This window comes from Pseudoalteromonas thalassia (genome assembly GCF_049257215.1).
GTDB lineage: Bacteria > Pseudomonadota > Gammaproteobacteria > Enterobacterales > Alteromonadaceae > Pseudoalteromonas > Pseudoalteromonas lipolytica_C.
In genome coordinates, this window is record NZ_JBMMUE010000009.1 from 120,773 (window position 1) to 145,106 (window position 24,334).

28 protein-coding genes are annotated in these 24,334 nt (G+C 42.2%); 8 read left to right on the forward strand and 20 right to left on the reverse strand.

Translation table 11 applies throughout. The annotated features are described in order from the left end of the window. Positions 1–35: 35 nt before the first annotated feature. The gene (locus tag AAEU31_RS12300; RefSeq protein ID WP_253038543.1) at positions 36–323 is read right to left on the reverse strand and encodes a hypothetical protein; all 288 of its coding nucleotides are present in this window, start codon (positions 321–323) and stop codon (positions 36–38) included. Positions 324–561: 238 nt separating this feature from the next. Between AAEU31_RS12300 and AAEU31_RS12305 the strand changes: the two genes are divergently transcribed. The 5 genes from AAEU31_RS12305 to AAEU31_RS12325 all read left to right on the forward strand — a co-directional run bounded on the left by AAEU31_RS12305 (position 562) and on the right by AAEU31_RS12325 (position 5,795). After that, the gene (locus AAEU31_RS12305; RefSeq protein WP_138556717.1) at positions 562–936 is read left to right on the forward strand and encodes an RNA-binding S4 domain-containing protein; all 375 of its coding nucleotides are present in this window, start codon (positions 562–564) and stop codon (positions 934–936) included. Positions 937–1,006: 70 nt separating this feature from the next. Beyond that, positions 1,007–1,426, forward strand: coding sequence for a hypothetical protein (locus AAEU31_RS12310; RefSeq protein ID WP_135923223.1), 420 nt, complete (start codon positions 1,007–1,009; stop codon positions 1,424–1,426). A 214-nt stretch (positions 1,427–1,640) separates the two neighbouring features. Beyond that, a complete protein-coding gene (acnA, locus tag AAEU31_RS12315) occupies positions 1,641–4,391 on the forward strand; it encodes an aconitate hydratase AcnA (RefSeq protein ID WP_421967329.1) in 2,751 nt (916 codons plus the stop codon). Positions 4,392–4,580: 189 nt separating this feature from the next. Next, entirely contained in the window at positions 4,581–5,468 is an 888-nt protein-coding gene (locus AAEU31_RS12320) for a DUF4097 family beta strand repeat-containing protein (protein ID WP_421967330.1), read from the forward strand. An 81-nt stretch (positions 5,469–5,549) separates the two neighbouring features. Then, on the forward strand, positions 5,550–5,795 hold the full coding sequence (locus tag AAEU31_RS12325) for a hypothetical protein (protein ID WP_421967331.1): 246 nt from the start codon (positions 5,550–5,552) through the stop codon (positions 5,793–5,795). Here the strand turns inward: AAEU31_RS12325 and AAEU31_RS12330 are convergent. From AAEU31_RS12330 to AAEU31_RS12350, 5 genes are all read right to left on the reverse strand, one after another. Further along, a complete protein-coding gene (locus AAEU31_RS12330) occupies positions 5,792–6,331 on the reverse strand; it encodes a DUF4124 domain-containing protein (RefSeq protein WP_421967332.1) in 540 nt (179 codons plus the stop codon). The genes AAEU31_RS12325 and AAEU31_RS12330 overlap by 4 nt on opposite strands. Before the next feature lie 15 nt (positions 6,332–6,346). Continuing rightward, complete coding sequence (locus AAEU31_RS12335; RefSeq protein WP_421967333.1) at positions 6,347–7,075, reverse strand: substrate-binding periplasmic protein; 729 nt, start codon at positions 7,073–7,075, stop codon at positions 6,347–6,349. 100 nt (positions 7,076–7,175) lie between these two features. Continuing rightward, positions 7,176–7,916: a phosphoadenylyl-sulfate reductase gene (locus AAEU31_RS12340; protein ID WP_135923218.1), complete on the reverse strand. Its 741-nt coding sequence runs from the start codon at positions 7,914–7,916 to the stop codon at positions 7,176–7,178. A 38-nt stretch (positions 7,917–7,954) separates the two neighbouring features. Continuing rightward, on the reverse strand, positions 7,955–9,652 hold the full coding sequence (gene cysI, locus AAEU31_RS12345) for an assimilatory sulfite reductase (NADPH) hemoprotein subunit (RefSeq protein WP_135923217.1): 1,698 nt from the start codon (positions 9,650–9,652) through the stop codon (positions 7,955–7,957). Between the two features lie 48 nt (positions 9,653–9,700). Continuing rightward, positions 9,701–11,515, reverse strand: coding sequence for an assimilatory sulfite reductase (NADPH) flavoprotein subunit (locus tag AAEU31_RS12350; RefSeq protein ID WP_421967334.1), 1,815 nt, complete (start codon positions 11,513–11,515; stop codon positions 9,701–9,703). A 347-nt stretch (positions 11,516–11,862) separates the two neighbouring features. Between AAEU31_RS12350 and AAEU31_RS12355 the strand changes: the two genes are divergently transcribed. Beyond that, positions 11,863–13,503 carry an endonuclease gene (locus tag AAEU31_RS12355; RefSeq protein WP_421967335.1) on the forward strand — a complete coding sequence of 547 codons (1,641 nt, stop codon included), beginning with the start codon at positions 11,863–11,865 and terminating at the stop codon, positions 13,501–13,503. Between the two features lie 77 nt (positions 13,504–13,580). Here AAEU31_RS12355 and AAEU31_RS12360 read toward each other — a convergent pair whose 3' ends face one another. From AAEU31_RS12360 to rpsJ, 13 genes are all read right to left on the reverse strand, one after another. Continuing rightward, the gene (locus tag AAEU31_RS12360) at positions 13,581–13,877 is read right to left on the reverse strand and encodes a hypothetical protein (protein ID WP_421967336.1); all 297 of its coding nucleotides are present in this window, start codon (positions 13,875–13,877) and stop codon (positions 13,581–13,583) included. A gap of 64 nt (positions 13,878–13,941) precedes the next feature. Continuing rightward, entirely contained in the window at positions 13,942–14,667 is a 726-nt protein-coding gene (locus AAEU31_RS12365) for a hypothetical protein (protein WP_421967337.1), read from the reverse strand. A 282-nt stretch (positions 14,668–14,949) separates the two neighbouring features. Beyond that, the gene (gene rpsQ, locus AAEU31_RS12370) at positions 14,950–15,207 is read right to left on the reverse strand and encodes a 30S ribosomal protein S17 (protein ID WP_135923212.1); all 258 of its coding nucleotides are present in this window, start codon (positions 15,205–15,207) and stop codon (positions 14,950–14,952) included. Then, positions 15,207–15,398, reverse strand: a complete 192-nt coding sequence (rpmC, locus tag AAEU31_RS12375; protein WP_054552371.1) for a 50S ribosomal protein L29 — start codon at positions 15,396–15,398, stop codon at positions 15,207–15,209. The genes rpsQ and rpmC overlap by 1 nt, the downstream gene beginning before the upstream one ends. Further along, positions 15,398–15,811, reverse strand: a complete 414-nt coding sequence (gene rplP, locus AAEU31_RS12380) for a 50S ribosomal protein L16 (RefSeq protein ID WP_036974208.1) — start codon at positions 15,809–15,811, stop codon at positions 15,398–15,400. The genes rpmC and rplP overlap by 1 nt, the downstream gene beginning before the upstream one ends. A gap of 12 nt (positions 15,812–15,823) precedes the next feature. After that, positions 15,824–16,525 carry a 30S ribosomal protein S3 gene (rpsC, locus tag AAEU31_RS12385; protein WP_063701047.1) on the reverse strand — a complete coding sequence of 234 codons (702 nt, stop codon included), beginning with the start codon at positions 16,523–16,525 and terminating at the stop codon, positions 15,824–15,826. Between the two features lie 11 nt (positions 16,526–16,536). Next, a complete protein-coding gene (gene rplV, locus AAEU31_RS12390; RefSeq protein WP_004588690.1) occupies positions 16,537–16,869 on the reverse strand; it encodes a 50S ribosomal protein L22 in 333 nt (110 codons plus the stop codon). A 14-nt stretch (positions 16,870–16,883) separates the two neighbouring features. After that, positions 16,884–17,162 (reverse strand): 30S ribosomal protein S19, encoded by a 279-nt coding sequence (rpsS, locus tag AAEU31_RS12395; protein ID WP_010376377.1) that lies wholly within the window; start codon positions 17,160–17,162, stop codon positions 16,884–16,886. Positions 17,163–17,178: 16 nt separating this feature from the next. Next, complete coding sequence (gene rplB, locus AAEU31_RS12400) at positions 17,179–18,003, reverse strand: 50S ribosomal protein L2 (protein WP_135923211.1); 825 nt, start codon at positions 18,001–18,003, stop codon at positions 17,179–17,181. A 17-nt stretch (positions 18,004–18,020) separates the two neighbouring features. Beyond that, positions 18,021–18,323: a 50S ribosomal protein L23 gene (gene rplW / locus AAEU31_RS12405; protein WP_135923210.1), complete on the reverse strand. Its 303-nt coding sequence runs from the start codon at positions 18,321–18,323 to the stop codon at positions 18,021–18,023. Then, positions 18,320–18,925 (reverse strand): 50S ribosomal protein L4, encoded by a 606-nt coding sequence (rplD, locus tag AAEU31_RS12410; RefSeq protein WP_062568199.1) that lies wholly within the window; start codon positions 18,923–18,925, stop codon positions 18,320–18,322. The genes rplW and rplD overlap by 4 nt, the downstream gene beginning before the upstream one ends. A 17-nt stretch (positions 18,926–18,942) precedes the next feature. Next, complete coding sequence (gene rplC / locus AAEU31_RS12415; RefSeq protein WP_004588685.1) at positions 18,943–19,578, reverse strand: 50S ribosomal protein L3; 636 nt, start codon at positions 19,576–19,578, stop codon at positions 18,943–18,945. Positions 19,579–19,605: 27 nt separating this feature from the next. Next, positions 19,606–19,917 (reverse strand): 30S ribosomal protein S10, encoded by a 312-nt coding sequence (rpsJ, locus tag AAEU31_RS12420; RefSeq protein WP_002957900.1) that lies wholly within the window; start codon positions 19,915–19,917, stop codon positions 19,606–19,608. A gap of 493 nt (positions 19,918–20,410) precedes the next feature. Between rpsJ and plsB the strand changes: the two genes are divergently transcribed. Beyond that, positions 20,411–22,861: a glycerol-3-phosphate 1-O-acyltransferase PlsB gene (gene plsB / locus AAEU31_RS12425; protein WP_138556651.1), complete on the forward strand. Its 2,451-nt coding sequence runs from the start codon at positions 20,411–20,413 to the stop codon at positions 22,859–22,861. Here plsB and tesB read toward each other — a convergent pair. Further along, positions 22,858–23,715, reverse strand: a complete 858-nt coding sequence (gene tesB / locus AAEU31_RS12430; protein WP_135923208.1) for an acyl-CoA thioesterase II — start codon at positions 23,713–23,715, stop codon at positions 22,858–22,860. The genes plsB and tesB overlap by 4 nt on opposite strands. A 79-nt stretch (positions 23,716–23,794) precedes the next feature. On the opposite strand from tesB, the gene AAEU31_RS12435 reads away from it, so the two are divergent. Continuing rightward, positions 23,795–24,256 (forward strand): EVE domain-containing protein, encoded by a 462-nt coding sequence (locus tag AAEU31_RS12435; RefSeq protein WP_421967338.1) that lies wholly within the window; start codon positions 23,795–23,797, stop codon positions 24,254–24,256. Positions 24,257–24,334: the final 78 nt, after the last annotated feature.

A 24,334-nucleotide genomic window follows, 5' to 3' on the forward strand; every position in this document is an offset into this window, starting at 1 on the left:
AAGTGTAGTCTAAAGCGAGAAAAACAATAAATCAATTAATTCAGGTGCTTTTTCAGCCAATTATTAACACTTTGCCGGGTGTAGAGAATATCTTTAAATAAGCGGTGGGTTTGATGCTGAAGCAGTTTTTCTTTATTTGCTTCACCTGAAGTCAATTGGCTATGGTTATCATTAAAGCGAGAAATTAATGCAAATCCCTGTTCTGACTTTTCAGGCTGCGACTTTATAGCTTGAGTTAGCAAAGCTCGCACATCATCTGCCGCTAGCAATGATGAATCTTGTAATCCCATTAACTCTTTTCTTAGCGCTGATCTTACGCCCATTACTACTACTCCAGAACGAATCTAAAAATATTAAACGGATAAGCAATTAGCAATTTGTACACCAATTTCATACGCGCGCAGTGTAGCCAGCAAATACTGCAGTTTTTTTACTGTTTGTAGAAATCTCAGATTATTTATTGCTGTAAATTTTAACCGCTTGAAGAGCTTGAAAATTTAATCTTGGTTCAATTGAGTGCTAGGCTTTATAATGGCTGCGATTGAATTAAGAGAGACCAACATGAACGAAGATTTCATCGAAATTGAACTAGAAGAAGAGCCAATAGAGCTATGTAACTTGCTAAAAGTGCTCGACCTAGTCGAAACAGGTGGCCAAGCAAAAGCCTTAATTGGTGAAGGTTATGTTGGGGTTAACTATGAAATTTGTACAATAAAGCGGAAAAAATTATACAGTGGTGACGTGCTTGCTTTTGATGGTGAGTTGTTCCAGCTTACATTAAGCGAAGATGCAACACCAAATCCTCGTCCACCAGAATCAGTACAAAAAGCACAACCACAAAGCTCTGAAGAAGCACCAAAAAAATCAAAACGTAAACGCACTAAAAAACCAAAAGTAGACGAAAAAACCGGCCGCCGCCCTATCTCTTTTGGTTAACTAAATCTTGCTTAGTTAGCATAAATCACCTTTAATTGAATGTGATAATAACAACAATAAAAGGTGATTTATGACCCCTCCTGCTTGGCTTAAACCACTTGCTTGGGCTGCACTTGTTTGGAATCTGTTAGGTGTTTTTGCGTTTATCATGCAACAGTTAATGACTCCTGAAATGATTGCTTTACTACCCGAGAATCAACAAGACGCATACCGCAACATCCCCCTTTGGTCTACTGCAGCCTTTGCTGTAGCGGTGTTTTCAGCATGCCTTGGCAGTATTATGCTAATTGTTCGAAAAGCCCTAGCCAGAGAGTTTTTTTTAGTGTCATTTATCGCTGTGTTAGTACAGCAATATTATAACTTTGTAGTGATCGATAGCCTTGCTATGTTTGGCAGTAGTGCACTGGCAATGCCATTTTGCGTTATTGTGATTGGCTTAGTCTTACTTTTGATTAGTAATAAAGGTAAGCAAGAAAGCTGGCTTAATTGACAGACTTATTCATGAGAACTATTTTAAATATCTACACTTTAATCTGCCCTTTACACTTGAAATAAATCACATAGGCATCAACTATATTTAAGTAGCATATTTTTTCATCAGCAGAAAAATTTACCAGCTGGTATTAAGTTTGCAATAGCAATGTGTCTATTTCAAAAGGAAACACAAAAGCGAGCTTTGCTTGCTCAAACCACAGGGGCAAATAATGAATAATAGTTTTGATACCCAAAAACAGCTTACAATTAATGGTGAACAATACCATATTCACTCTTTACAAGGTTTAGGCGACAAAGCCAAACGTCTACCATTTTCGTTAAAAATATTACTCGAAAACCTGTTGCGCAATGAAGATGGCGTCAACATTAAAAAGCAAGACATTGAAGCCTTACTCAACTGGGACCCACAAGCTAAACCATCTGCTGAAGTTGCCTTTACACCTGCACGCGTAGTAATGCAAGACTTCACAGGGGTTCCTGCAATTGTTGACTTAGCGGCGATGCGCGATGCCATGGAAAAACTCGGTGGTGATCCTGCAAAGATAAATCCACTGTCACCTGCTGAGCTGGTTATTGACCACTCAGTGCAAGTCGATGGCTACGGTGAAGATGGCTCATTTGATCTAAATGCGAAGCTTGAATATGAGCGCAACAAAGAACGTTACGAATTTTTACGTTGGGGCCAAACCGCTTTTGATAACCTAAAAGTAGTGCCACCAGCAACCGGTATCGTTCACCAAGTTAATTTAGAATATTTAGCCCGCGTGGTATTTAACGATAGTAAAAACGGTAAATCACTCGCTTACCCAGATACCCTCGTTGGTACTGACTCACATACGACTATGATCAATGGTCTTGGGGTACTTGGTTGGGGCGTAGGTGGTATCGAAGCCGAAGCCGCAATGCTTGGCCAACCAATCAGCTTACTTATTCCTCAAGTTATTGGCTTTAAGCTCAATGGTCGCCTGCCTGAAGGTACAACTGCAACCGACCTTGTGCTAACCGTGACAGAAATGCTGCGTAAACATGGTGTGGTTGGAAAGTTTGTTGAGTTTTATGGTGATGGTCTTGCTGATTTACCACTTGCTGACCGCGCGACAATCGCCAATATGGCGCCTGAGTATGGTGCAACTTGCGGTATTTTCCCGATTGACGACGAAACTATTAACTACCTACGTTTAACTAACCGTGATGAGGAGCAGCTTAAGCTTATTGAGGACTATGCTAAGCACCAAGGCTTATGGCGTAACCCTGGCGATGAAGCTCACTACACAGATACGCTTGAATTATCACTTGATGATGTCGTGCCAAGCCTTGCAGGTCCTAAACGCCCGCAAGATAGAATCGCCCTTGATAAAGCTGGTAGCATTATCGGTGAACACCTTCGTGGCTTTCAAGAAGAGCGCATGCAACAACGTGATAAAAGCGATGTTCAAGAAGCCCGCATTGAAGATGAAGGTCCAACAACTAACCCAGATGATCAGGTAAACGAAGCCCAATACATGGGTGCTGCCAAGGTTAACTTTAAAGGCGAGGAGTTTGAGCTTAAAGACGGCGCTTGTGTGATTGCTGCAATCACAAGTTGTACAAACACCTCAAACCCAAGTGTAATTCTAGCTGCAGGATTAGTTGCGAAGAAAGCAAAACAATTAGGCTTAAAGGTTAAACCTTGGGTTAAAACTTCACTCGCTCCAGGCTCTCAAGTGGTGACTGATTACTTGAAAAAAGCCGACTTAATGGACGATTTAGATGCGTTAGGCTTTAACCTTGTCGGTTATGGTTGTACAACCTGTATCGGTAACTCAGGCCCGCTGGCCGATGAGATCAGTGAAGCAATTCAAAAGCATAAACTGGTCGTAAGCTCTATTTTATCGGGTAACCGTAACTTTGAAGGTCGTATACACCAAGATGTGAAAATGAACTTCTTAGCCTCACCGCCACTCGTTGTTGCTTACGCTATTGCAGGTCGTACAGATATTGATGTATATAACGAGCCATTAGCACAAGATCCGAATGGTAATGACATTTACCTGAAAAATATCTGGCCAAGTGTTAGCGAAGTTAACGACCTTGTCCGTGAAACAGTGACCAAAGAAATGTTCGCATCAAGCTATGGCAATGTGTATCAAGGCGATGATCGTTGGCAGAAAATTCAAATTCCTGATGGCAAACTATATGATTGGGATGATGCGTCAACCTACATCAAAAAAGCGCCATTCTTTGATGGTATGGAAATTGAGCCTCCAGGAATTCCAAGCATTAGTGGTGCACGCTGTTTAGCAAAATTAGGTGACTCAGTTACAACCGACCACATTTCGCCAGCAGGTGCGATTAAAGCTGATGCTCCTGCAGGTCTTTACTTGCAAGATCACGGTGTACAAAAAGCACAATTTAACTCTTATGGATCACGCCGTGGTAATCACGAAGTGATGATGCGCGGTACCTTTGCTAATGTTCGTTTACGCAACCTACTAGCGCCGGGCACTGAAGGCGGTGTTACCCGTATACAACCAAGTGATGAACTTGCCAGTATTTATGATGCAGCAATGCAGTACCAGCAAGACGGCACACCTCTGATTATTTTAGCGGGCGCAGAATATGGCACAGGTTCATCACGAGACTGGGCAGCAAAAGGCTCATTATTACTGGGTGTTAAAGCTGTTATTGCACAAAGTTATGAGCGTATTCACCGCTCTAACCTGATAGGTATGGGTGTATTACCACTGCAATTTAAAGAAGGTGAAAGCTATGAGTCACTGGGCCTTACAGGCCAAGAGTCATTCGACTTAGAGGGCTTATACGACAAAACCAACGAAGTCAGTGTGATTGCCACTAACAGCGAAGGCAAACAAATTAGCTTTAGTGTTGATGTGCGCATAGATACCCCGAAAGAGTGGGATTACTACAAACACGGCGGTATTTTACAGTATGTACTTCGTAATATGCTGGCTGAGCAATAACTGCTTTTAAGTTAACTAAGGGGCTGAATTTTCAGCCCCTTTTTTTGTTTAAATCACTAATTAATTGCAGTTTAGACCAACACACTTATTTACAAAAAATGAAAAGCACATAAAAATCAGCATGTTAATATTGGAGCATTGCTTGCTTAAGTAATCCAAATAAAACAATCACAATAACTTGGAACAAGTATGACTATTTCATTATTTAAACGCGTACTTTGCGCTACCGCTATCTCATCAAGCTTACTGTTAACTGGCTGTGTTATTCATGTATCCCCAAGTCAAATCGCAGAACAAAAACAACAAGACTTAAGCATTTCTGCTGCCAATATAAGCGAGTTAAAAATTGATGCCGAAGCAGGCTCATTGATCATCAAAGGCGACAGCAATACAAAAGATATCACCGTAAATGCCAATATCTATGCAGCAAAAGGCGATGAGACCTATACATTAACACTCGAAAAGCATGGCGACACGGCTGAGCTTATCAGCAAGCTCAATAATGGTAGCTTGTCGTTTTACAGTGGCTCATCCCCTCATATTGATTTAATTGTCTCTGTGCCTAGCAACCTCAAACTAGAGATCGATGATGACTCAGGTGATATCGTGATACGTGCGATGCAAAACGATATCAGCATTGATGATGATTCTGGCTCAATCATTATTGAACAAGGCAGAAATATCAACATAGATGATGACTCCGGCGATATTCGCATTAGCAATGTCAGCGGCAATATCAGTATTGAAGACGACTCTGGCTCAATTATGATTGACCAAGGCCAAGGGCGTATTGATATTGAAGATGACTCTGGTGATATCCGCATCGAAAACAGCCAAGGTCCTGCGCGAATTATTGATGAATCTGGCAATATCAGCATAAACCACTTAGCTGGCGCACTCACTATTGACGACGGTTCAGGTGATATTGATGTAAGACATGTAAAAGGGCTGGTTACCATTACCGATGGCTCTGGCAGCATTTATGTGGATGACACACTTGGCCTGACAATTATCGAAGCGGGTTCAGGTGATTTAAGTATCGATAACATCAACGGCCCAGTAAAATTGGACAAATAACCGACAATTGCTTGATTTAGAACAATCCTATTAATTACAACAGCACCTACACTTTAATTAAGGCTAAAGTGAGGTGCTTGTATGACTGAACAAACCATCATTCGAATCTTAAAAACCTTTATCATTTTAGGTATTTGCCTAATTATATTGGGGCACTCTTTATTAGCCGGTAATTACTTAAGTGATAGCATGGGTATACATGGCATTATGATCAGCGCAGCGTGTATTGCTATTGGTGTGCTATTCTCACTACCCACCAAAATTTATCTCACTATTTTACTGATGAAAATGGAAAGCGACCTCGCAGCGCAAAACAAACAAAGTTAATTTCCACCTTGCTTTTTGAGCTGCTGTTCAAGTTGCTTGTTACGTTGCTCCATAAGCTGTTTTGCTTGCTCAGCGTCTTGCATCATTTTTTGTACGTTTTTAGGGTCGTATACCCCAAGCGTTGAAGGTGTTTCGTCAGCTTTAACGGTTGCTGCTTGATTATCTTCAACTTGAAAAGTCTCTGCAGGTAACACAGTTATATCGTTCGGATCTAAACTTACCGCGATACTAAAATAATTAGGATGGGGTGTATCAGCATAGTGCCACTGCCCTTGTTCATCTTGCCATTTATACACCACGACAGGTGCATTTGCGTCTTGGCTCAAGCTCAACTTCTCAGTGAGCTTTTTAGCTTGGCTAGTAAGAGTATCGGCTCCTTGCGAAGCAAAATCACTCACATCAGCACTTACTTTTTCTGAATAACGCTCAAACATACCAAGCTCTAGGTAAGGTTTACCGTCTGGCTTTTTAATGTAAAACAGCAGCGCAACACTGGTTAAGAGCAGCATCACAGCAAAATAACAAAAGCGTTTCATAATTCCATTTACACATTATTGGTAGTTACTCACAATCTTAGCAAATTCCCCCGATGATTTAAGACTTTTCATAAAGTCATTAAATTTTTCGCTCATGCGCTTACCTTTTTCATTATAAATGAACTGTAGTTGCATCGGCGCTTTGCCCACGTTGTAGTCGCTAACAGTAAACTTTTGAAAGGCATCATTTTGTGCGGCATACCATTGCAAGGTATTTTTTGCGATGACGGCAACACGTTGATTTTGTTTTTGATCAAGTAAAGCATTCAACATGTCTAATTCAGAATAGAAGTCTTCTCGGTGTACTTTTCCTGAAGCAAACAAAGCTTCAAATTGCGGATAGGTATAGCCAAATCGCGTCAGTACAGCAAAACCATTCAGTTTATCAAGTGAAGGGATATGACAACCATTTGGCATCACCAGCACGTCTTCGACAACAGCAATCATATCACTCCAATAATAGTGATTTTCGCCTCTGTACCACTGCTCAGACTCCAACCTCACATCAACCTTTCCCTCATCCAGTAAATGCTGAGAGCGCACTTCAGGTACGAGAATATAACTAATTTGCACTTTGTACTTTTCAGCGAAACGTTCAAGTAGCTCATCAACTAAGCCTTTTTGTTTCTCGCTCGCAAAATGATAAGGAGGGTAATCTGTGTCATAGAGTGCAACACGCAGCGTTTCAGCTCGTACTAAAGGAGCAATAAATAATAAAAATAAAAATACAACAACACGACTCATAATTTTCTCTCACAGAATTAAGCCTGAAATTGTATATAAATAGCACAAAAAAAGCGCAACCTTGGTTACGCTTTACGAAAATTCTGATAGGAATTTAGGATTAGATACCATCACCATCGATATGTAAGCCACATTCACGGTTTAAACCAAAGAAACGCGTCTCTTCTTCTGTCATGCCCGGTTCAAGTTTACGTGTTGTGTGAACATCGCCCATCGACACATAACCTTGCTCCCAAAGTGGGTGATAAGGTAAATCATGTTTAGTTAGATACTGATAGATGTCACGGTTGTTCCACTCAATAAGTGGATACACTTTCACAGTCCCTCGGCTGATTTCAACAATTTGCTTATCAGCTCGGCTAGATGACTGATCGCGACGCAAGCCACTAAACCAAGTACCTGCATCCAGCTCGTTTAAGGCACGAGTCATTGGCTCAACTTTATTCAGTTGATTGTACTGCTTAATGCCTTCTTCACCTTGCTCCCAAAGCTTACCAAACTTCGCTTCTTGCCACGCAGGGCTAAGCTCAGCTTTATAAACTTTAAGATTAAGCGAAAGTCGTTCGGTCATTTGCTCGATGAACTGATAGGTTTCAGGAAACAAATAACCGGTATCTGTCAGTACCACCGGAATATCTGGCTGCTGTGATGTCACTAAGTGCAACATCACCGCCGCTTGAATACCAAAACTCGACGACAAAAAGTGCGTGCTTGGTAAGTTTTCAAGTGCCCAAGCAACACGCTCTTCAGCGCTTTTATCAGCCAGAAGACCATTTATATCAGCCAGCATGGCTGTTTGGTCTTCTTTGCTCATCGTTAAGATGTTTTTAAATTCACTCATGGTTAATTCCAAACCTTAAAGCGGTGTCGCTTATAAAATTATGCGTGAAAATCAGTTACTGAAACTTTAACTTCAGCAACAATGCCTTTGCGAATTACAAAATCACCAAAACACTCGCCTTCATTACGCTCACTTGCCCATTGGCCAATTAGCTTATCGAATGCGTCTAGGTATACGTCTTCGCCAACATTTTCTAAATACAGTTTTGGAATACGCGTGCCTTCACGGTTACCACCTAAGTACACGTTGTATTTTCCTGGACCTTTACCAACCAGACCCGCTTCTGCCAACATTGCGCGGCCACAGCCATTCGGACAACCCACAACACGCATAATGATGTTGTCATCGCCAATACCATGTTTCGCTAAGAGCGCTTCTGTTTTCTCAATTAAGCTTGGTAAATAACGCTCAGCTTCTGCCATCGCTAACGGACACGTTGGTAATGCCACACACGCCATTGAATTTTTACGCTGCTCTGTATGGCTGTCATCAATCAGGCCATGGTTACGAGCGATCTCTTCGATTACCGCTTTTTGATCAGCCGGAACACCTGCGATGATCAAGTTTTGGTTTGCCGTCATGCGGAAATCACCTTGGTGAATTTCAGCAATTTTACGACAGCCTGTTTTTAGCGGTTTGTCTGGGTAATCTAAAATACGGCCACTTTGAATAAACAGCGTTAAGTGGTGCTTACCATCAATACCTTCAACCCAACCGATACGGTCACCACGGTGAGTGAACTCATACGGGCGGCTCTGTTCAAATTTAACACCAGCACGTTTTTCAACTTCAGCTTTAAATACATCCGTACCTACACGGTCTAGTGTGTACTTAGTTTTCGCATTTTTACGATTTGAGCGGTTACCCCAATCACGCTGTACAGACACGACGTGCTCAGCAATTTTCAAGGTGTGCTCAAGTGGAATAAAACCAAAGTCATCTGCTTTACGAGGATACGTTGCTGTATCACCGTGAGTCATAGCAAGACCACCACCCACTAACACGTTAAAACCAACTAACTTGCCGTTTTCTGCAATTGCCACGAAGTTTAGGTCGTTCGCATGCACATCCACTTCATTATTCGGTGGAATTGTTACTGTGGTTTTAAACTTACGCGGTAAATAAGTTGAACCTAAAATTGGCTCTTCAGTGGTTTCACTCTTTTCACCATCTAACCAAATTTCAGCGTATGCTTTGGTTTTTGGTAATAGATGCTCTGAGATTTTCGCAGCCCACTCGTAAGCTTCTTGGTGAAGCTCAGACTCAACAGGGTTAGTCGTACATAATACGTTTCGGTTTACATCGCCCGCTGTTGCAATTGAGTCAATGCCCACGCTATTAAGCATTTGGTGCATACCTTTAATATTTGGCTTAAGCACACCATGGAACTGGAACGTTTGACGCGTGGTTAAACGAATACTGCCATAGCTGGTTTTCTCTTCAGCAAACTTATCAATCGCTAACCATTGCTCTGGCTTGATGATACCGCCAGGCATACGAGCACGTAACATTACGTTATGTAACGGCTCTAATTTTTGTTTAGCGCGCTCAGGGCGAATGTCACGGTCATCTTGCTGGTACATGCCGTGGAAACGGATCAGTTGGAAGTTATCAGCAGTGAAACCACCGGTGATCTCGTCTTTTAAATCTTGCTCAATTGTGCCACGTAAAAAATTACTTTCTCTTTTCAAACGCTCGTTATCAGAAAGCTTTACGTTTTTGTCTTGTTCGCTCATGGTATTTCCTAAATTTGTTACAGTGACGGCTGTTAGCTTTAAACGTGATTAGTACACGTCTTTCTGATAGCGATTTGCGCTACGTAAATCTTTTAAATATTGCTCAGCTTGTTCATCATCTTTGCCGCTATTTTCTTTGATAATGTCTACAAGCGCCTGATGAACATCTTTCGCCATACGGTTTGCATCACCACAGATATAGAAATGAGCACCCGCTTCTAACCAAGCAAATACTTCTTGGCTGTTTTTGCGAAGTTTGTCTTGAACATATACTTTTTCCGCTTGGTCACGGCTAAACGCCACATCCACTTTAGTCAGTAAACCTGACTTCAAGTAACCTTGAATTTCAACTTGATATAAGAAGTCTTGAGTAAAGTGTGGGTTACCAAAGAATAACCAGTTTTTACCACTTGCTTCACGAGCATCACGCTCTTGTAAAAACGCACGGAATGGTGCAATACCCGTACCCGGACCTACCATAATAATTGGCGTTTCATCATTAGCCGGTAAACGGAAATTATCGTTATGCTCACTGAATACTTTTACTTTGCAACCTTCTTCAGCACGACGCGCTAAATAGCCAGAACACCCACCTAAGTGCTCGCTTCCAAATGCATCAAACTCAACCAGACCCACAGTTAAGTGAACTTCATCTTCAACTTCAGCTTGGCTAGATGCAATCGAATATAAACGCGCTTGTAGTTTACGTAAGCAGTCGACTAAGGTTTGCGCTTCTAGTTGAGCTGGATTTTGACGAATAATATCGAAGATTTGGCGAGGTTCGATGTACTCACGCATTGCCGCTTTATCTTCAACTAACTTTAATAATTCAGGGTTGCCAGTTGCTGTTGCATATTTTTCAACAAAACCTGGGTATGACTGGGTTAACTCTAATTTTTCGATTAATGCATCACGAATACTGAGCTCTTCATCGCCTAGTTTAACCGTGCTAGATGCATCGATTTGGGTAAGCGCAAGGACTTCATCAACAAGTGCTTCATCATTCAAGAAGTAAACGCCCAGCGAATCACCCGGTGTATAAGTGATGTCTGAACCTTCTAATGAGATTTCTACATGACGCACATCTTTAGTTGAGTCACGACCGGTAATTTTTTGCACAACACTTAGCTCTGCAGCAAATGGGTTTTGCTTGGTGTATTGGCTTGCTGCTGGCGCTGCTGCTCCAAATGGCATCGCCACAACTTGACCACCACTTGCTTGCTGCTGCGCTTTAAGATCTGGTTCAAACGCATCAAGTGCACCATCAATCCACTTAGCAGCTTCATCATCGAAATCAACATCTAGGTCAGCACGCTGGAAAATAGTTTCTGCGCCAAGCTTGTTAAAACGCTCTTCGAAATCTTTTGCTGTTTGGCAGAAGAATTCGTAGCTTGAGTCACCTAAGCCAATCACAGCCACTTTAACACCATCTAGCTTTGGTGCTTTTTTAGTCGTTAAAAATTCATGGAGGCTTTCAGCATCTTCTGGTGGCTCACCCTCACCGTAGGTTGAAACAACAACCGTGATAAACTTTTCTTTTTTCAGGGCTGTTGGTTTGTAGTCAGCCATGTTTACTAGCTTAGCCGTTAGACCGCGCGACTCTGCTTGCTCTTTTAACTTGCTCGCCACGCCTTTGGCGTTACCCGTTTGCGAGCCGTATAAAATAGTCAGTGGTGCAGCATCACCCGCAGCTGGAGCGGCAGCAACACCACCGGTTAATGCACCTGCATTTGCGTTAGCAGCTAAGTAACCACTTACCCACGCTTGCTGAATTGGATTAAGTTCAGCCACTAAGCCTTGCAGCTTTTGTACTTGCTCTTGCGATAGCGGGCTCGCCGCTGCATTTAGTTGACTTAACAACATGAATTTATTCCTCGTAACCCTGAAAAGTTAACAGCGAAACGAACTTACTACCGTCATTTCGCGAACAATTTTTTCGACTTTAAAGACTAAACAAAAATGCTTTAAAGGTTTATCTGAGCGTGAAGAATAACGGGGTCTGAGGCGATTAAAAAAGAATAGAATCTGCTTTGATATTCCATTTAGTTATTAATTTAGTATTTATCCAAAAAAAACATGTTAAAAGCAAAAATTACCCAATAAGAAACTTTTATTAATTAACATTATTGCAACATAAGCCGATTAGCCTATACTCGCTGTGTTAATTTTGAGAACAGCAAAAACTATTAAAATATAAAAAGGAAACAACGATGTCACACGGGACATGTAAAAAATACATGCTAGCCAGTAGTTTACTGTGTTTAGCGAGTTCAGCACTGGCAAATGTTAATAATGCCGACTTCGAAAATTGGTCAGCAAACACCCCTGCAAGCTGGAGCACCATAGATAGCGGTATTAGTCTTAGCGCTAATAATAATGTGGTTTACTCAGGTAATTACTCAGCACAAGTTGTGGTTAATACTGGCACGCAAAGTAATACCGATTTACAGCAATTAGTTGATGTAGTGGCCGGTGAAAGCTATGAGTTTTCTGCTTGGGTTTACCATACTGAAGGCGGCGTAAAAGCTCGCTTAGTGGTTGATGGCTATCAAGGTTACTCTAATTCAGCATTAACGAATCAATGGCAACAAATCAGCTATCAGTATACAGCTTCTGCGACTACCTCAATTAGTGTTGGCCTGCGCTTTTACGATGTAACAGGCTTTGATGGCAGCGAAGTGGTTTATGTTGATAACTTTGCACCAAGCACGGGCTCAACACCACCACCTTCGGGCAGCTGCACCGATAACCAAGTATCTTTAACTCTCGCTACCGATAACTATGGTGAAGAAACCAGCTGGCATATCACTAACAGCCAAGGTAGCACAGTAGCATCAGGCGGCAGCTATGCTGCAAATACTCAGTACAGTGAGCAAGCATGTTTAACTGATGGTGACTATACCTTTACTATTTTTGATAGCTATGGTGATGGCATATGCTGCTCATTCGGCAATGGCAGTTACAACCTTTCTTTAGGTCAAACAGTACTTGCCAGTGGTGCAAGCTTCCAAAGCTCGGAAGCAACGCCGTTTACTTTGGGTGATAGCTCAGGCGGCGGTGACGGTGGTGGTACAACACCAACAGAGCCAACGGGATACTATGTTACAACGCAAGGCCTTAGTGGTTATGCACTGAAAACAGAGTTATACAACATCATTAAAGATCACAACTCACAAGGCTATTCAGCTATTTGGAGTTTTTACGATGTTGCCTCACGCGATAAGTATTTTGAAAACGACAACTCTATTTTAGACCGTTATTCAGAAAACCCTGCAGGCCAAGACAGTTACAACTATGTTGCTGTGAGCGATCAATGTGGTACATACAACAGCGAAGCAGATTGCTACAACCGTGAGCATTCTTTCCCGAAAAGTTGGTTTGGCGGTACAGTTGAGCCAATGAATTCAGACGTACATCACATTTTTGCTACTGATGGTTATGTAAATTCAAAACGTAGTAACTACCCGTTTGGTGAAGTTGGTAGTGCAAGCTATACCTCTAGCAACGGCAGTAAGTTAGGCAGTGCAGCTAGCTCATTAAATTACTCAGGAACGGTATTTGAACCTATTGATGAATTTAAAGGTGACTTTGCAAGAGCCTATTTCTACATGGCAACACGCTATGAAAACGTAATTGGCTCGTGGCAAAACAACACAACCTACAGTAACGCTGTATTGAATGGTTCATCTAATCAGGTATTTGAGAACTGGGTCGTTGCTATGTTATTAAAATGGCATAACGAGGATCCTGTTAGCCAATTAGAGCTTGACCGTAACCAAGCAGCTTATGAACATCAAGGTAACCGCAACCCATTTGTGGATCATCCAGAATTTGTAGAAATGATTTGGTAACTTCGTTAAGCCAAGGCACTTAGTTTCGGCTAAGTGCCTTTTTATACGATACAAGATAACTTAAGCCCCACTAGCGTTTAACTGCTCGACAAGCGAATGTCATGTAACAAATGGTTATGCCTTACCGATAAAGCGTTTTCTGGCGTTGGCTTTATTTTATAGCCAAGCTGCAATAAAACCAGTGTAAATAGGGCTGCATGCTGGTAATGGCTAGGCTGTCCATTCAAATCAAACTCTTCGATTACGCTATGTGCATAACTAGAATTATTTTGTAATGACTGCCAAATACGCGTTTGTACTTGAGAAATTTGAATCGCTGACGCTTGATAGCAATTAATCTGTAAGCTTAATAAATAGTTTTCTAGTGAGTTCATAGCGTTATCCATTACAAAAAACGCTACTTTAAAATCTCAAGTTAAGTTGAGGTAAAGTTTTTTATTATTTATTACTCCATTTATTCATAATTTCTTTAAATAACTTAGCGTCTTTGTCTTCGCAGGGTCTTGGCGATCCACTTGGCACCCCAGATTTACCAAACACCGAATTGAAATTTATGCCATAACACATACCATTTAGCACCTCGATACGCTTGCTGCCATCGCCACTTTGCCAAATGACGGTTGCCTTATCTGACACGGTTAGTTGTTCGGGCACTGTTACCCTGCCTGTAGGCAAATTATTATTCGTAGCTTCAACTTGCCCAAATGCTGATGCACTAGTCGCTCTATTTTCAAATTTAAGCTCTGGGATTGGCGCATACGGGTTGAGCTTTTTAAAGGGTGCTTCGGTTGTTTTTGAATTATCAGATGCTTGATTGGACTTAACGATCTCAGTGGTTGCTTCTTTGGGCTCATTAACTGAGTGCTCAAAGACCTCAACACCGTTACTCTGCCCTGAACCACTATGAGAAGCTTCTTCTATTTCTGGCAAAGGCTTAGCCTCATCAGGCATTGCTTGCGGCTGCTCCGGTAAAGGTTTGTCTTGAGATTTCTGAAAACTAGGTAAGGTAGTTAAATCGACACTCACATACGCGTTGATTACTTTTGGCGGCTCTCTGGCTGCTACTGGTAGTTTCACAAACTTTCCATATTGAGCAAATAACAACAAAAGCACAGCATGTAGCGTAATCGAGATGATCCATGCTTTGTAAGTCCATTTTAGCACTCAAACGCCTCATTTTTATTTTTAAGAGTGTTAAATAAGTGAATTAGTTCATAAGAAAAAGTGGCGTTTTAGCAAGAGTAAAGTTTAAGGTTCTAGCTCAAGTCTATTCGTAGAGATGATTTGGATTCAGCATGAGTGCCATATGAGGTTTTACAGCAGCGGGAAACTCTGCAGCAAACAAGTCTACCGCTCAACTGACGTCTCAAAGCTGATAGCTTTATTTTAAAAACAAAAAGCCCCAGCAAATGCCGGGGCTTTTTAGTAAGTAAACTTAATTAAAAATTAAGCTTGCTTTGGACGTTCAACAACGTCTACTAAAGTCCAAGACTTAGTCTTAGAAATAGGAGCACACTCACGGATAGTAACTACGTCACCAGTTTGAGCTGTGTTGTTTTCGTCATGTACGTGTAGTTTAGTCGTACGTTTGATGAATTTACCATATACTGGGTGCTTCACGTAACGTGCGATAGCAACAGTGAAAGATTTATCCATCTTGTCGCTGATTACACGGCCTTGAAGAGTACGGATTTTATCGCTCATTATTGACCTGCCTTCTGGTTAATAACTGTTTTTACACGCGCGATATCGCGACGTACTGTTCTTAGCGTGTGTGTCTGAGCTAACTGACCAGTGCTTGCTTGCATGCGCAGGTTGAACTGCTCACGAAGAAGTCCTAGAAGTTCAGCGTTTAGCTCTTCTACGCTTTTGTCTTTTAGTTCGCTAGCTTTCATTACATCACCGTCCGAGTTACGAAAGTTGTTGTGAATGGTAATTTACGCGCTGCAAGGTTAAATGCTTCACGAGCAAGCTCTTCAGAAACACCTTCCATTTCGTAAAGTACTTTACCAGGTTGAATTTCAGCAACCCAATATTCAACAGAACCTTTACCTTTACCCATACGAACTTCTAATGGCTTGTTCGTAATTGGCTTATCTGGGAATACACGGATCCAGATTTTACCTTGACGCTTTACGTGACGTGTCATAGCACGACGAGCTGCTTCGATTTGACGAGCAGTCATACGGCCACGACCAGTAGCTTTCAAACCGAAAGTACCGAAGCTTACTTTGTTACCGTTTTGCGCTAAACCGCGGTTGCGGCCTTTGTGCATTTTACGGAATTTTGTACGTTTTGGCTGTAACATTACTCGCTACCTCTACTTAGCACTTTTTTTGGCTTTCTTTGGCGCGCGTTTAGCTGGCTTCTCTTGCTCTTGTACTAGTGGTAAACCACCAATAACTTCGCCTTTGAAGATCCAAACTTTAACACCAATGATACCATAAGTGGTTAAGGCTTCAGAAGTTGCGTAGTCGATATCAGCACGTAGAGTATGTAGAGGTACACGACCTTCACGATACCATTCTGAACGTGCGATCTCAGCACCGCCAAGACGACCGCTAACTTCAACTTTGATACCTTTTGCACCAATGCGCATTGCATTTTGTACCGAACGCTTCATAGCGCGACGGAACATAACACGACGCTCTAGCTGTGACGCAATACCGTCAGCTACTAGTTGTGCATCAAGTTCAGGCTTACGAACTTCAGAAATATTGATCTGAGCCGGAACACCTGCAATCTTAGTTACTGCTTGACGTAGTTTTTCAACGTCTTCGCCTTTTTTACCGATAACAACACCAGGACGAGCTGTGTGAATTGTTACACGGATAGATTTAGCTGGACGCTCGATAACGATTTTAGACACAGAAGCCGCTTTTAATTCCTTAGTTAGGAATGCACGTACTTTGTGATCGCCAAAAAGCTGATCAGAGAAATCTTTTGAATTCGCGTACCAGGTAGAAACCCAAGGTTTAGAGATACCTAGGCGAATACCAGTAGGATGAACTTTTTGTCCCATTACTTATACTCCTAGCTATCTGAAACCACAACAGTGATGTGGCTTGTACGCTTAAGGATGCGGTCAGCGCGTCCTTTAGCACGTGGCATAATACGCTTCATTGTAGGACCATCGTCCACAAAGATCGTAGTTACACGAAGCTCATCAATGTCAGCACCTTCGTTATGCTCTGCGTTAGCAATAGCAGACTCAAGTACTTTCTTAACTAATACAGCCGCTTTTTTAGGGCTGTACGCCAGGATTTCTAGAGCGCGATCAACCGGAAGTCCGCGGATCTGATCTGCAACTAGACGTGCTTTTTGCGCCGAACCAGAGGCGAATTTATGTTTAGCTAATGCTTGCATTTATCATTCTCCTCTTAACGTTTCTTCGCTTTCTTATCCGCAGCGTGACCGCGGTAAGTGCGAGTTGGTGCAAATTCACCTAGTTTGTGACCGATCATTTCGTCTGTGATAAACACAGGAACGTGCTGACGACCATTATGGACAGCGATGGTCAATCCGATCATGTTAGGTATGATCATTGAACGACGGCTCCAAGTTTTAATTGGCTTCTTGTCACCGCTTTCCAACGCTTTCTCTACCTTCTTCAGCAAGTGTAGGTCAATAAAAGGACCTTTCTTGAGAGAACGTGGCATGGCTATTCCTCAACTATTATTTAGTACGACGACGTACGATAAATTTATCAGTACGCTTGTTCTTACGTGTCTTAGCACCTTTAGTCGGTTTACCCCATGGAGACACAGGATGACGACCACCAGATGTACGACCTTCACCACCACCGTGCGGGTGATCTACCGGGTTCATGGCAACACCACGAACTGTCGGACGGATACCACGCCAGCGATTTGCACCAGCTTTACCTAGTGAACGAAGCATATGCTCAGCATTACCTACTTCACCAAGTGTTGCGCGACAGTCAGATGGAACTTTACGAACTTCGCCAGAACGAAGACGTAGAGTTACGTATTGACCTTCACGAGCAAGGATTTGAACGTATGCACCAGCAGAACGTGCGATTTGCGCGCCTTTACCTGGTTTTAATTCTACGTTGTGAACAGTCGAACCTACAGGCATGTTGCGCATTGGTAACGTGTTACCAGGTTTGATTGGTGCATCAATACCAGACTGGATTGAATCACCCGCTTTTAAGCCTTTAGGTGCAATAATGTAACGACGCTCACCGTCTGCATATAATACAAGAGCGATGTTTGCGCTACGGTTTGGATCATACTCTAGACGCTCAACAACAGCTGGAATGCCATCTTTAGTGCGTTTAAAGTCGATTACACGGTAATGATGCTTGTGACCACCACCGATGTGACGAACCGTGATACGACCTTTGTTATTACGACCACCAGACTTAGAGTTTTTCTCTAGTAGTGGTGCGTAAGGTTTACCCTTATGTAAATCTGGGTTAACCACTTTAACCAGGTGACGACGACCCGCAGAAGTTGGTTTACACTTTTGAAGTGCCATAATTCTAACTCCCCTTATTACTCGGCGCCGCCGACAAAGTCTAGCTCGCTACCTTCTTTAAGAGTAACGTAAGCTTTCTTCCAGTCTGAACGACGACCGAAACGCATGCCAGTACGTTTTGTTTTACCCTTAACGTTTAGTGTGCGAACACCAGTTACTTCTACTTCAAAAAGCTTTTCTGCAGCAGCTTTGATTTCAGCTTTAGTTGCATTAGAAGCTACTTTGAAAACAATCGTGTTGTTCTCTTCAGCAGCGATAGTGCTTTTTTCAGAGATGTGTGGAGCAAGGATCACTTTTAAAAGACGTTCTTCACGGATCATGCTAGCGCCTCCTCAAGTTGCTTAACAGCAGCAGCTGTAATAAGTACCTTATCGAAAGCGATTAGGCTTACAGGATCGATACCAGCTACATCACGCGTGTCAACCTTGTATAGGTTACGTGCCGATAAGAAAAGATTCTCATCTACTTCTTCAGTCACGATTAGAACATCTTTAAGCTCAAGTTCTTTAAGCTTAGCAACTAGTTCTTTAGTTTTTGGTGCTTCAAGACCAAACTGTTCAACAACGATTAAACGCTCTTGACGAACTAATTCAGATAAGATGCTTTTGATCGCACCGCGGTACATTTTACGGTTTACTTTTTGGCTATGATCTTGTGGTTTAGCTGCGAAGCTAACGCCACCTGAACGCCAAATTGGGCTACGAATTGTACCAGCACGTGCACGGCCAGTACCTTTTTGAGACCATGGTTTTTTACCACCACCGCTAACTTCAGAACGTGTCTTCTGAGCACGAGTACCTTGACGAGCACCTGCTGCGTAAGCAACAACTACTTGGTGTACTAATGCTTCGTTAAACTCACGTCCAAAAGTAGCTTCAGAAACTTCAAGAGCGCCAGAAGCGTCTTTAATTGCTAATTCCATCACTAAATCTCCAGGACTTATGCTTTAACAGCTGGTTTAACGATAACGTCACCGCCGATAGCGCCAGGTACTGCACCTTTAACTAAAAGCAAGTTACGCTCAGCGTCAACGCGAACTAGTTCTAAGTTTTGAGTCGTTACACGCTCAGCACCCATGTGACCGGCCATTTTCTTACCTTTAAACACCTTACCAGGTGATTGGTTTTGACCGATTGAACCAGGAGCACGGTGAGATAGAGAGTTACCGTGAGTAGCGTCTTGCATGCTGAAGTTCCAGCGCTTAACACCACCTTGGAAACCTTTACCTTTAGAAGTACCGGTTACGTCAACTTTGTTGATTTCGTTGAATAATTCAACAGTAAGCTCAGCGCCTACTTCAAAATCGCCTTCACCACCATTTAGGCGGAATTCCCACAGACCGCGACCCGCTTCAACACCAGCTTTAGCGAAGTGACCCGCTGCTGCTTTGTTTACACGGCTTGCTTTTTTAGTGCCTGCGGTTACTTGAAGCGCGTTATAACCGTCTGTTGCGTCAGATTTGATCTGTGCAATGCGGTTAGGAGTCGCTTCGATAACTGTCACAGGGATAGATACACCATCTTCAGTGAAGATACGTGTCATACCCACTTTACGACCGACTAGACCTAATGCCATTTTCCTAAAACCTCTCTAATCTTCCGATTAACCCAGGCTGATTTGAACATCAACACCAGCAGCAAGATCTAAACGCATAAGAGCGTCAACAGTCTTGTCAGTTGGTTCTACGATGTCGATCAGACGTTTATGGGTGCGGATTTCGTACTGATCACGCGCGTCTTTGTTAACGTGCGGTGAAGTTAGTACAGTAAAACGTTCAAAGCGTGTAGGTAGTGGAATTGGACCACGTACTTGAGCGCCAGTGCGTTTCGCAGTTTCCACGATTTCCGCCGTTGATTGGTCAATCAAACGGTGGTCAAAAGCTTTTAGGCGAATACGAATGCGTTGATTTGACATTCTTAAACCTCAATATAAAGAGCATTTAAAAAGAGCATAAAAAAACGACCGAAACAATCTTACTAACTAAGATGTCGGCTGTTCTCTTATATCTACGTTGAATTCCAAATCGGAATTCCTGTTTATTAGCTTGAAATCCAAGCTTAATCTTTCCTTCCAAGTTCCCGAGGGAATTTTGAAAGCCTGCGTATTATAGTTATATTGGTGATAAATGCAACAACTTTTTAGAATTAATACACTCGACGCCTTATCAAAATGAAATTTAAATGAAATAGAACTAAATTCAGCCAAGGTATGTCTTTGCTTACTATAGTTAGGTAAAGAAACAAAAAGCCATACAATGTTGCAATGGTCAGTCCAGTTAATAATTGTTATTCTATGCCGCTTATTTTGACCGCATGTGGTCTACTGTATATTTACTAATACCAATTGGCTTAATAAAGTGAGCTGTCTTAGGCACTAAACCTAGTTGGTATAAAACTTTGGTGAGTTGATGCGTATCATTAATCGTTGTTTAAATGCTATTTCTGCTGGGATGAACCGCTTGCTAGTAAAAAGCAAAGTTCTGCCTGAGAACCCTATTGAACAATACAATCTAAACCCTGCCAATCCAACTTTTTATATTGTGAGGCTGAATGCGCGCTCTGATTTAGCGGCACTGGCGCGGGTATGTAAAAAATATGGCTTACCTGACCCAACCGAAGAGCAGTTATTAGGTAATGCCGAACTTAACCGCTTTATTGGTATTCAAAACCCACCACCGCTATTTGGTAATAAAAGCAAACCAAGTAATGCCTTGCAGCAAGGCAAACACATTATTGACCACCTAATGCAATCTGGTGAGCAAAACGTCCAAGTGATCCCGGTGACCATTTTATGGGGTCGTAACCCAGGAAAAGAAAAGCCTGGTTTAGGTACTTTGGTGTCTCATTCATTAACACCCAGCTGGTTTCGCAAGTTCTTTGTGTTGCTATTTTCTGGGCGTGATAACTTTATTCGATTTAGCCAACCACTCGACTTATCTTTATTAGTCAATGAAAAAGCCGATGTTGATGAGCTACCACATAAGTTAATACGCGTAGCCCGTGTGCACTTTCGCCGTCAAAAACTGGCTGCTACAGGGCCAAAGATGCCATCGCGTGAACAGCTTTTTAATTCGCTACTTGCCTCACCAACAATAAAAAAAGCGATTCAAATAGAAGCAAAAGAAAAAAACATCAGCCAAGAGCAAGCTCGTCAAAATGCGCTGAAGCTACTTGATGAAATTGCTGCCAATTACAGCGATGCCACCATTCGTGTTGCTGACCGTGTATTAACTTGGCTGTGGAATAAGCTTTATAACGGCATCGACATTAAGTTTTCAGAGCAAGTTCACGAGCTCACTGATAAAGGCCATGAAATTATTTATATGCCTTGTCACCGCTCGCACATGGATTACTTATTACTGACCTACTCTATTTATCACTTAGGTTTAGTACCACCGCATATAGCCGCTGGTATCAACTTAAACTTCTTCCCGGCAGGTGGTATTTTCCGTCGAAGTGGTGCTTTCTTTATTCGCCGCTCATTCGCGGGCAACAAGTTATATTCATCAGTATTTAAAGAGTATCTGAGCCAGTTATTTATTAAAGGCTACTCAGTGAAGTTTTACACTGAAGGTGGCCGTAGCCGTACTGGTCGTTTGTTACCACCAAAAACAGGTATGCTCGCCATGACGTTGCAAGCCATGCTTCGTGGCATAGATCGCCCTATTTCGATTGTGCCTGTATACATCGGTTATGAGCATGTAATGGAAATTAATACTTACTTAAAAGAGCTGGCCGGTAACGATAAAAAAGGTGAGTCGGTCTTGGGGATTTTTAAAGCCATTAAAAACCTGAAAAACTATGGTCGTGGTTACTTAAATTTTGGTGATCCAATTTCGATAAATCAATACCTTAATGAACAGCAACCTGATTGGCGCGAGTCTATTCACCCAACCGATGTACAAAAGCCACAATGGCTTGGACCGCAGGTAGCGAATCTTGCCGATAAAGTCATGGTTAATATTAATAGTGCCGCTGCACTCAATGCGGTGAATCTACTCGCGATGATTTTATTGGTGAATGACAAACATGCATTAAGTAAACCTAAGTTGATTGCGCAGCTTGAGTTTTATCTACATTTACAACGCAGCGCAAGTTACAGCGACAAGGTAACAACACCTAACGAAAGTGCTGAACAGCTATTAGAGCATGCACTTAAGCTTAATAAGTTTGACGTCATCAGTGATGAATTTGGCGAAATTATCGCTATTAACGACAAAGAAAAGACGCTATTCAACTACTACCGTAATAACGTATTGCACTTATTTGCTGTACCAAGTTTGCTTGCGCTGCATTTATTCAAAGCACATCAAACTACCATGGCAGATTGCCATGCCTTGATTGCACGTTTTTACCCGCTGTTCGCTAAAGAGTGGTTCTTGCATGAGCTAGATGAAAACTACATTACTCGCGTGCTCGCAAGCTTTGTTGATCAAGACCTTATTGAAATTGAAGGTGATAATATCAAAATCACCAATAGCAATGACTGCTTAGCAAAACTCGAAATGCTTGGTCGCGCCTTAAGCTTAACGCTACAGCGTTATGCTATCGTGGTTGGTTTTATTCAAACCAGTAGCGGTATTGAGCGTGAAGAGCTTGAGCACGAAAGCCAAGTTTTAGCAGAGCGCTTAGGTACCTTGCACGGCATTAAAACGCCGGAGTTCTTTGACAAAAAAGTACTTATTGGTTTTATCTCAAGCTTGCGAGAGCAAAAGCTAATTACCGAAACAGAGCAAGGCTTAACGGGTAGCAATGAGCTGTGTGAAGTGTATTTATATCTGAAGGCATTGCTGCCAGCACGAGTCTGGCAGTCAATTGACGATATAGTGCAAAGCCAAGCTCAGCACGCAAAAGATTAACGCTGACGCATGACCCCTTCTTGGATCGTTGAGGCAACCAAATTGCCTTGACGGTCAAAGAACTGACCTCGCACCAAACCACGGCCAGAGCTCGCACTTGGGCTATCAATCGAATATAAAATCCAATCGTCTAGTCTAAACGGGCGGTGAAACCACATTGCATGGTCAATCGTCGCAACCTGCATATTCGGCTGCATAAACGATACACCGTGCGGCTGTAATGCCGTTGGTAAAAACTCAAAGTCAGACGCATACGCAAGTAAGTAATTATGAATACGCTGATCGTCAGGCATCTCACCATTGGCTTTAAACCAAATATGCTTAACGGGTTCCATTGCTTGTGGTTTAAATGGGTTATGAAAGGTCACTGGACGCATTTCAATTGGCACTTCACGAATAAACTTATTGCGAATTGGTTCAGGAATAAGTTCAGCATTCGCTTGGTAAAACTCAAGCGATGACTTTAATTCTTCAGGCTGTGGGACATCGGGCATCTGCGCTTGGTGTGATAAGCCGTCCTCTTCACCTTGAAACGAAGCAGTCATGTAAAAAATCGGCTTACCATATTGAATAGCTTTTACACGGCGGGTACTAAAGCTCTTACCATCACGAATATTTTCTACATCGTAAACGATTGGTTTGCTCGCATCACCTGGACGTAAAAAATAAGAATGCAGTGAATGAACTATACGCCCTTCAGGTAATGTTTCTTTTGCTGCCGACAAGGCTTGCCCCATTACTTGGCCACCGAAAACAGCTCTAAACCCTAAATCTTGGCTTTGCCCGCGATACAAGCCTTGCTCAATCTCTTCTAACGACATTAATGACAGTAAGTCATCTAATACTTGGCTCATTTATTTATCCTCAATCCCGACAAGCGTTTAATGATACTATAGACTAATTGGAAGTAAATCTTTGTAAGAGCACCCCATTATGGCTTATTGGCTTTTTAAAACCGAACCTGATGCATTTTCAATTGATGATTTAAAAAACGCACCTATGCAAACCTCTATGTGGGATGGCGTGCGCAATTATCAAGCGCGAAACTTTCTACGCGATGGCATTAAACAAGGCGACTTGGTAATGATTTATCATTCAAGTTGTAAACATGTAGGTGTCGCAGGAATAGCCACGGTCAGCCGTGAGGCCTATGCCGACCCAACTCAGTTTGATTTAAATAGCGATTACTACGACGCTAAAGCAACTGCTGATAACCCGCGCTGGTTTGTGGTCGATGTTACTTATAAATCTCACCTTAAAAAGCTTGTTAGCCTACAAGCAATTAAAGCCAATGACTCTATTACCGAAATAGCCCTTAAAAAAGGCGGTCGATTATCTGTAATGCCAGTAACTGAACATGATTGGCAACAGATTATAGCTATGAGCGAAACATAACACATTAAAAAGGCGTGCATTTTTAATGAGCAGTGATTTTTGCTATAATTCTGTCCCTTTATTTTAGAGGTATCTTGG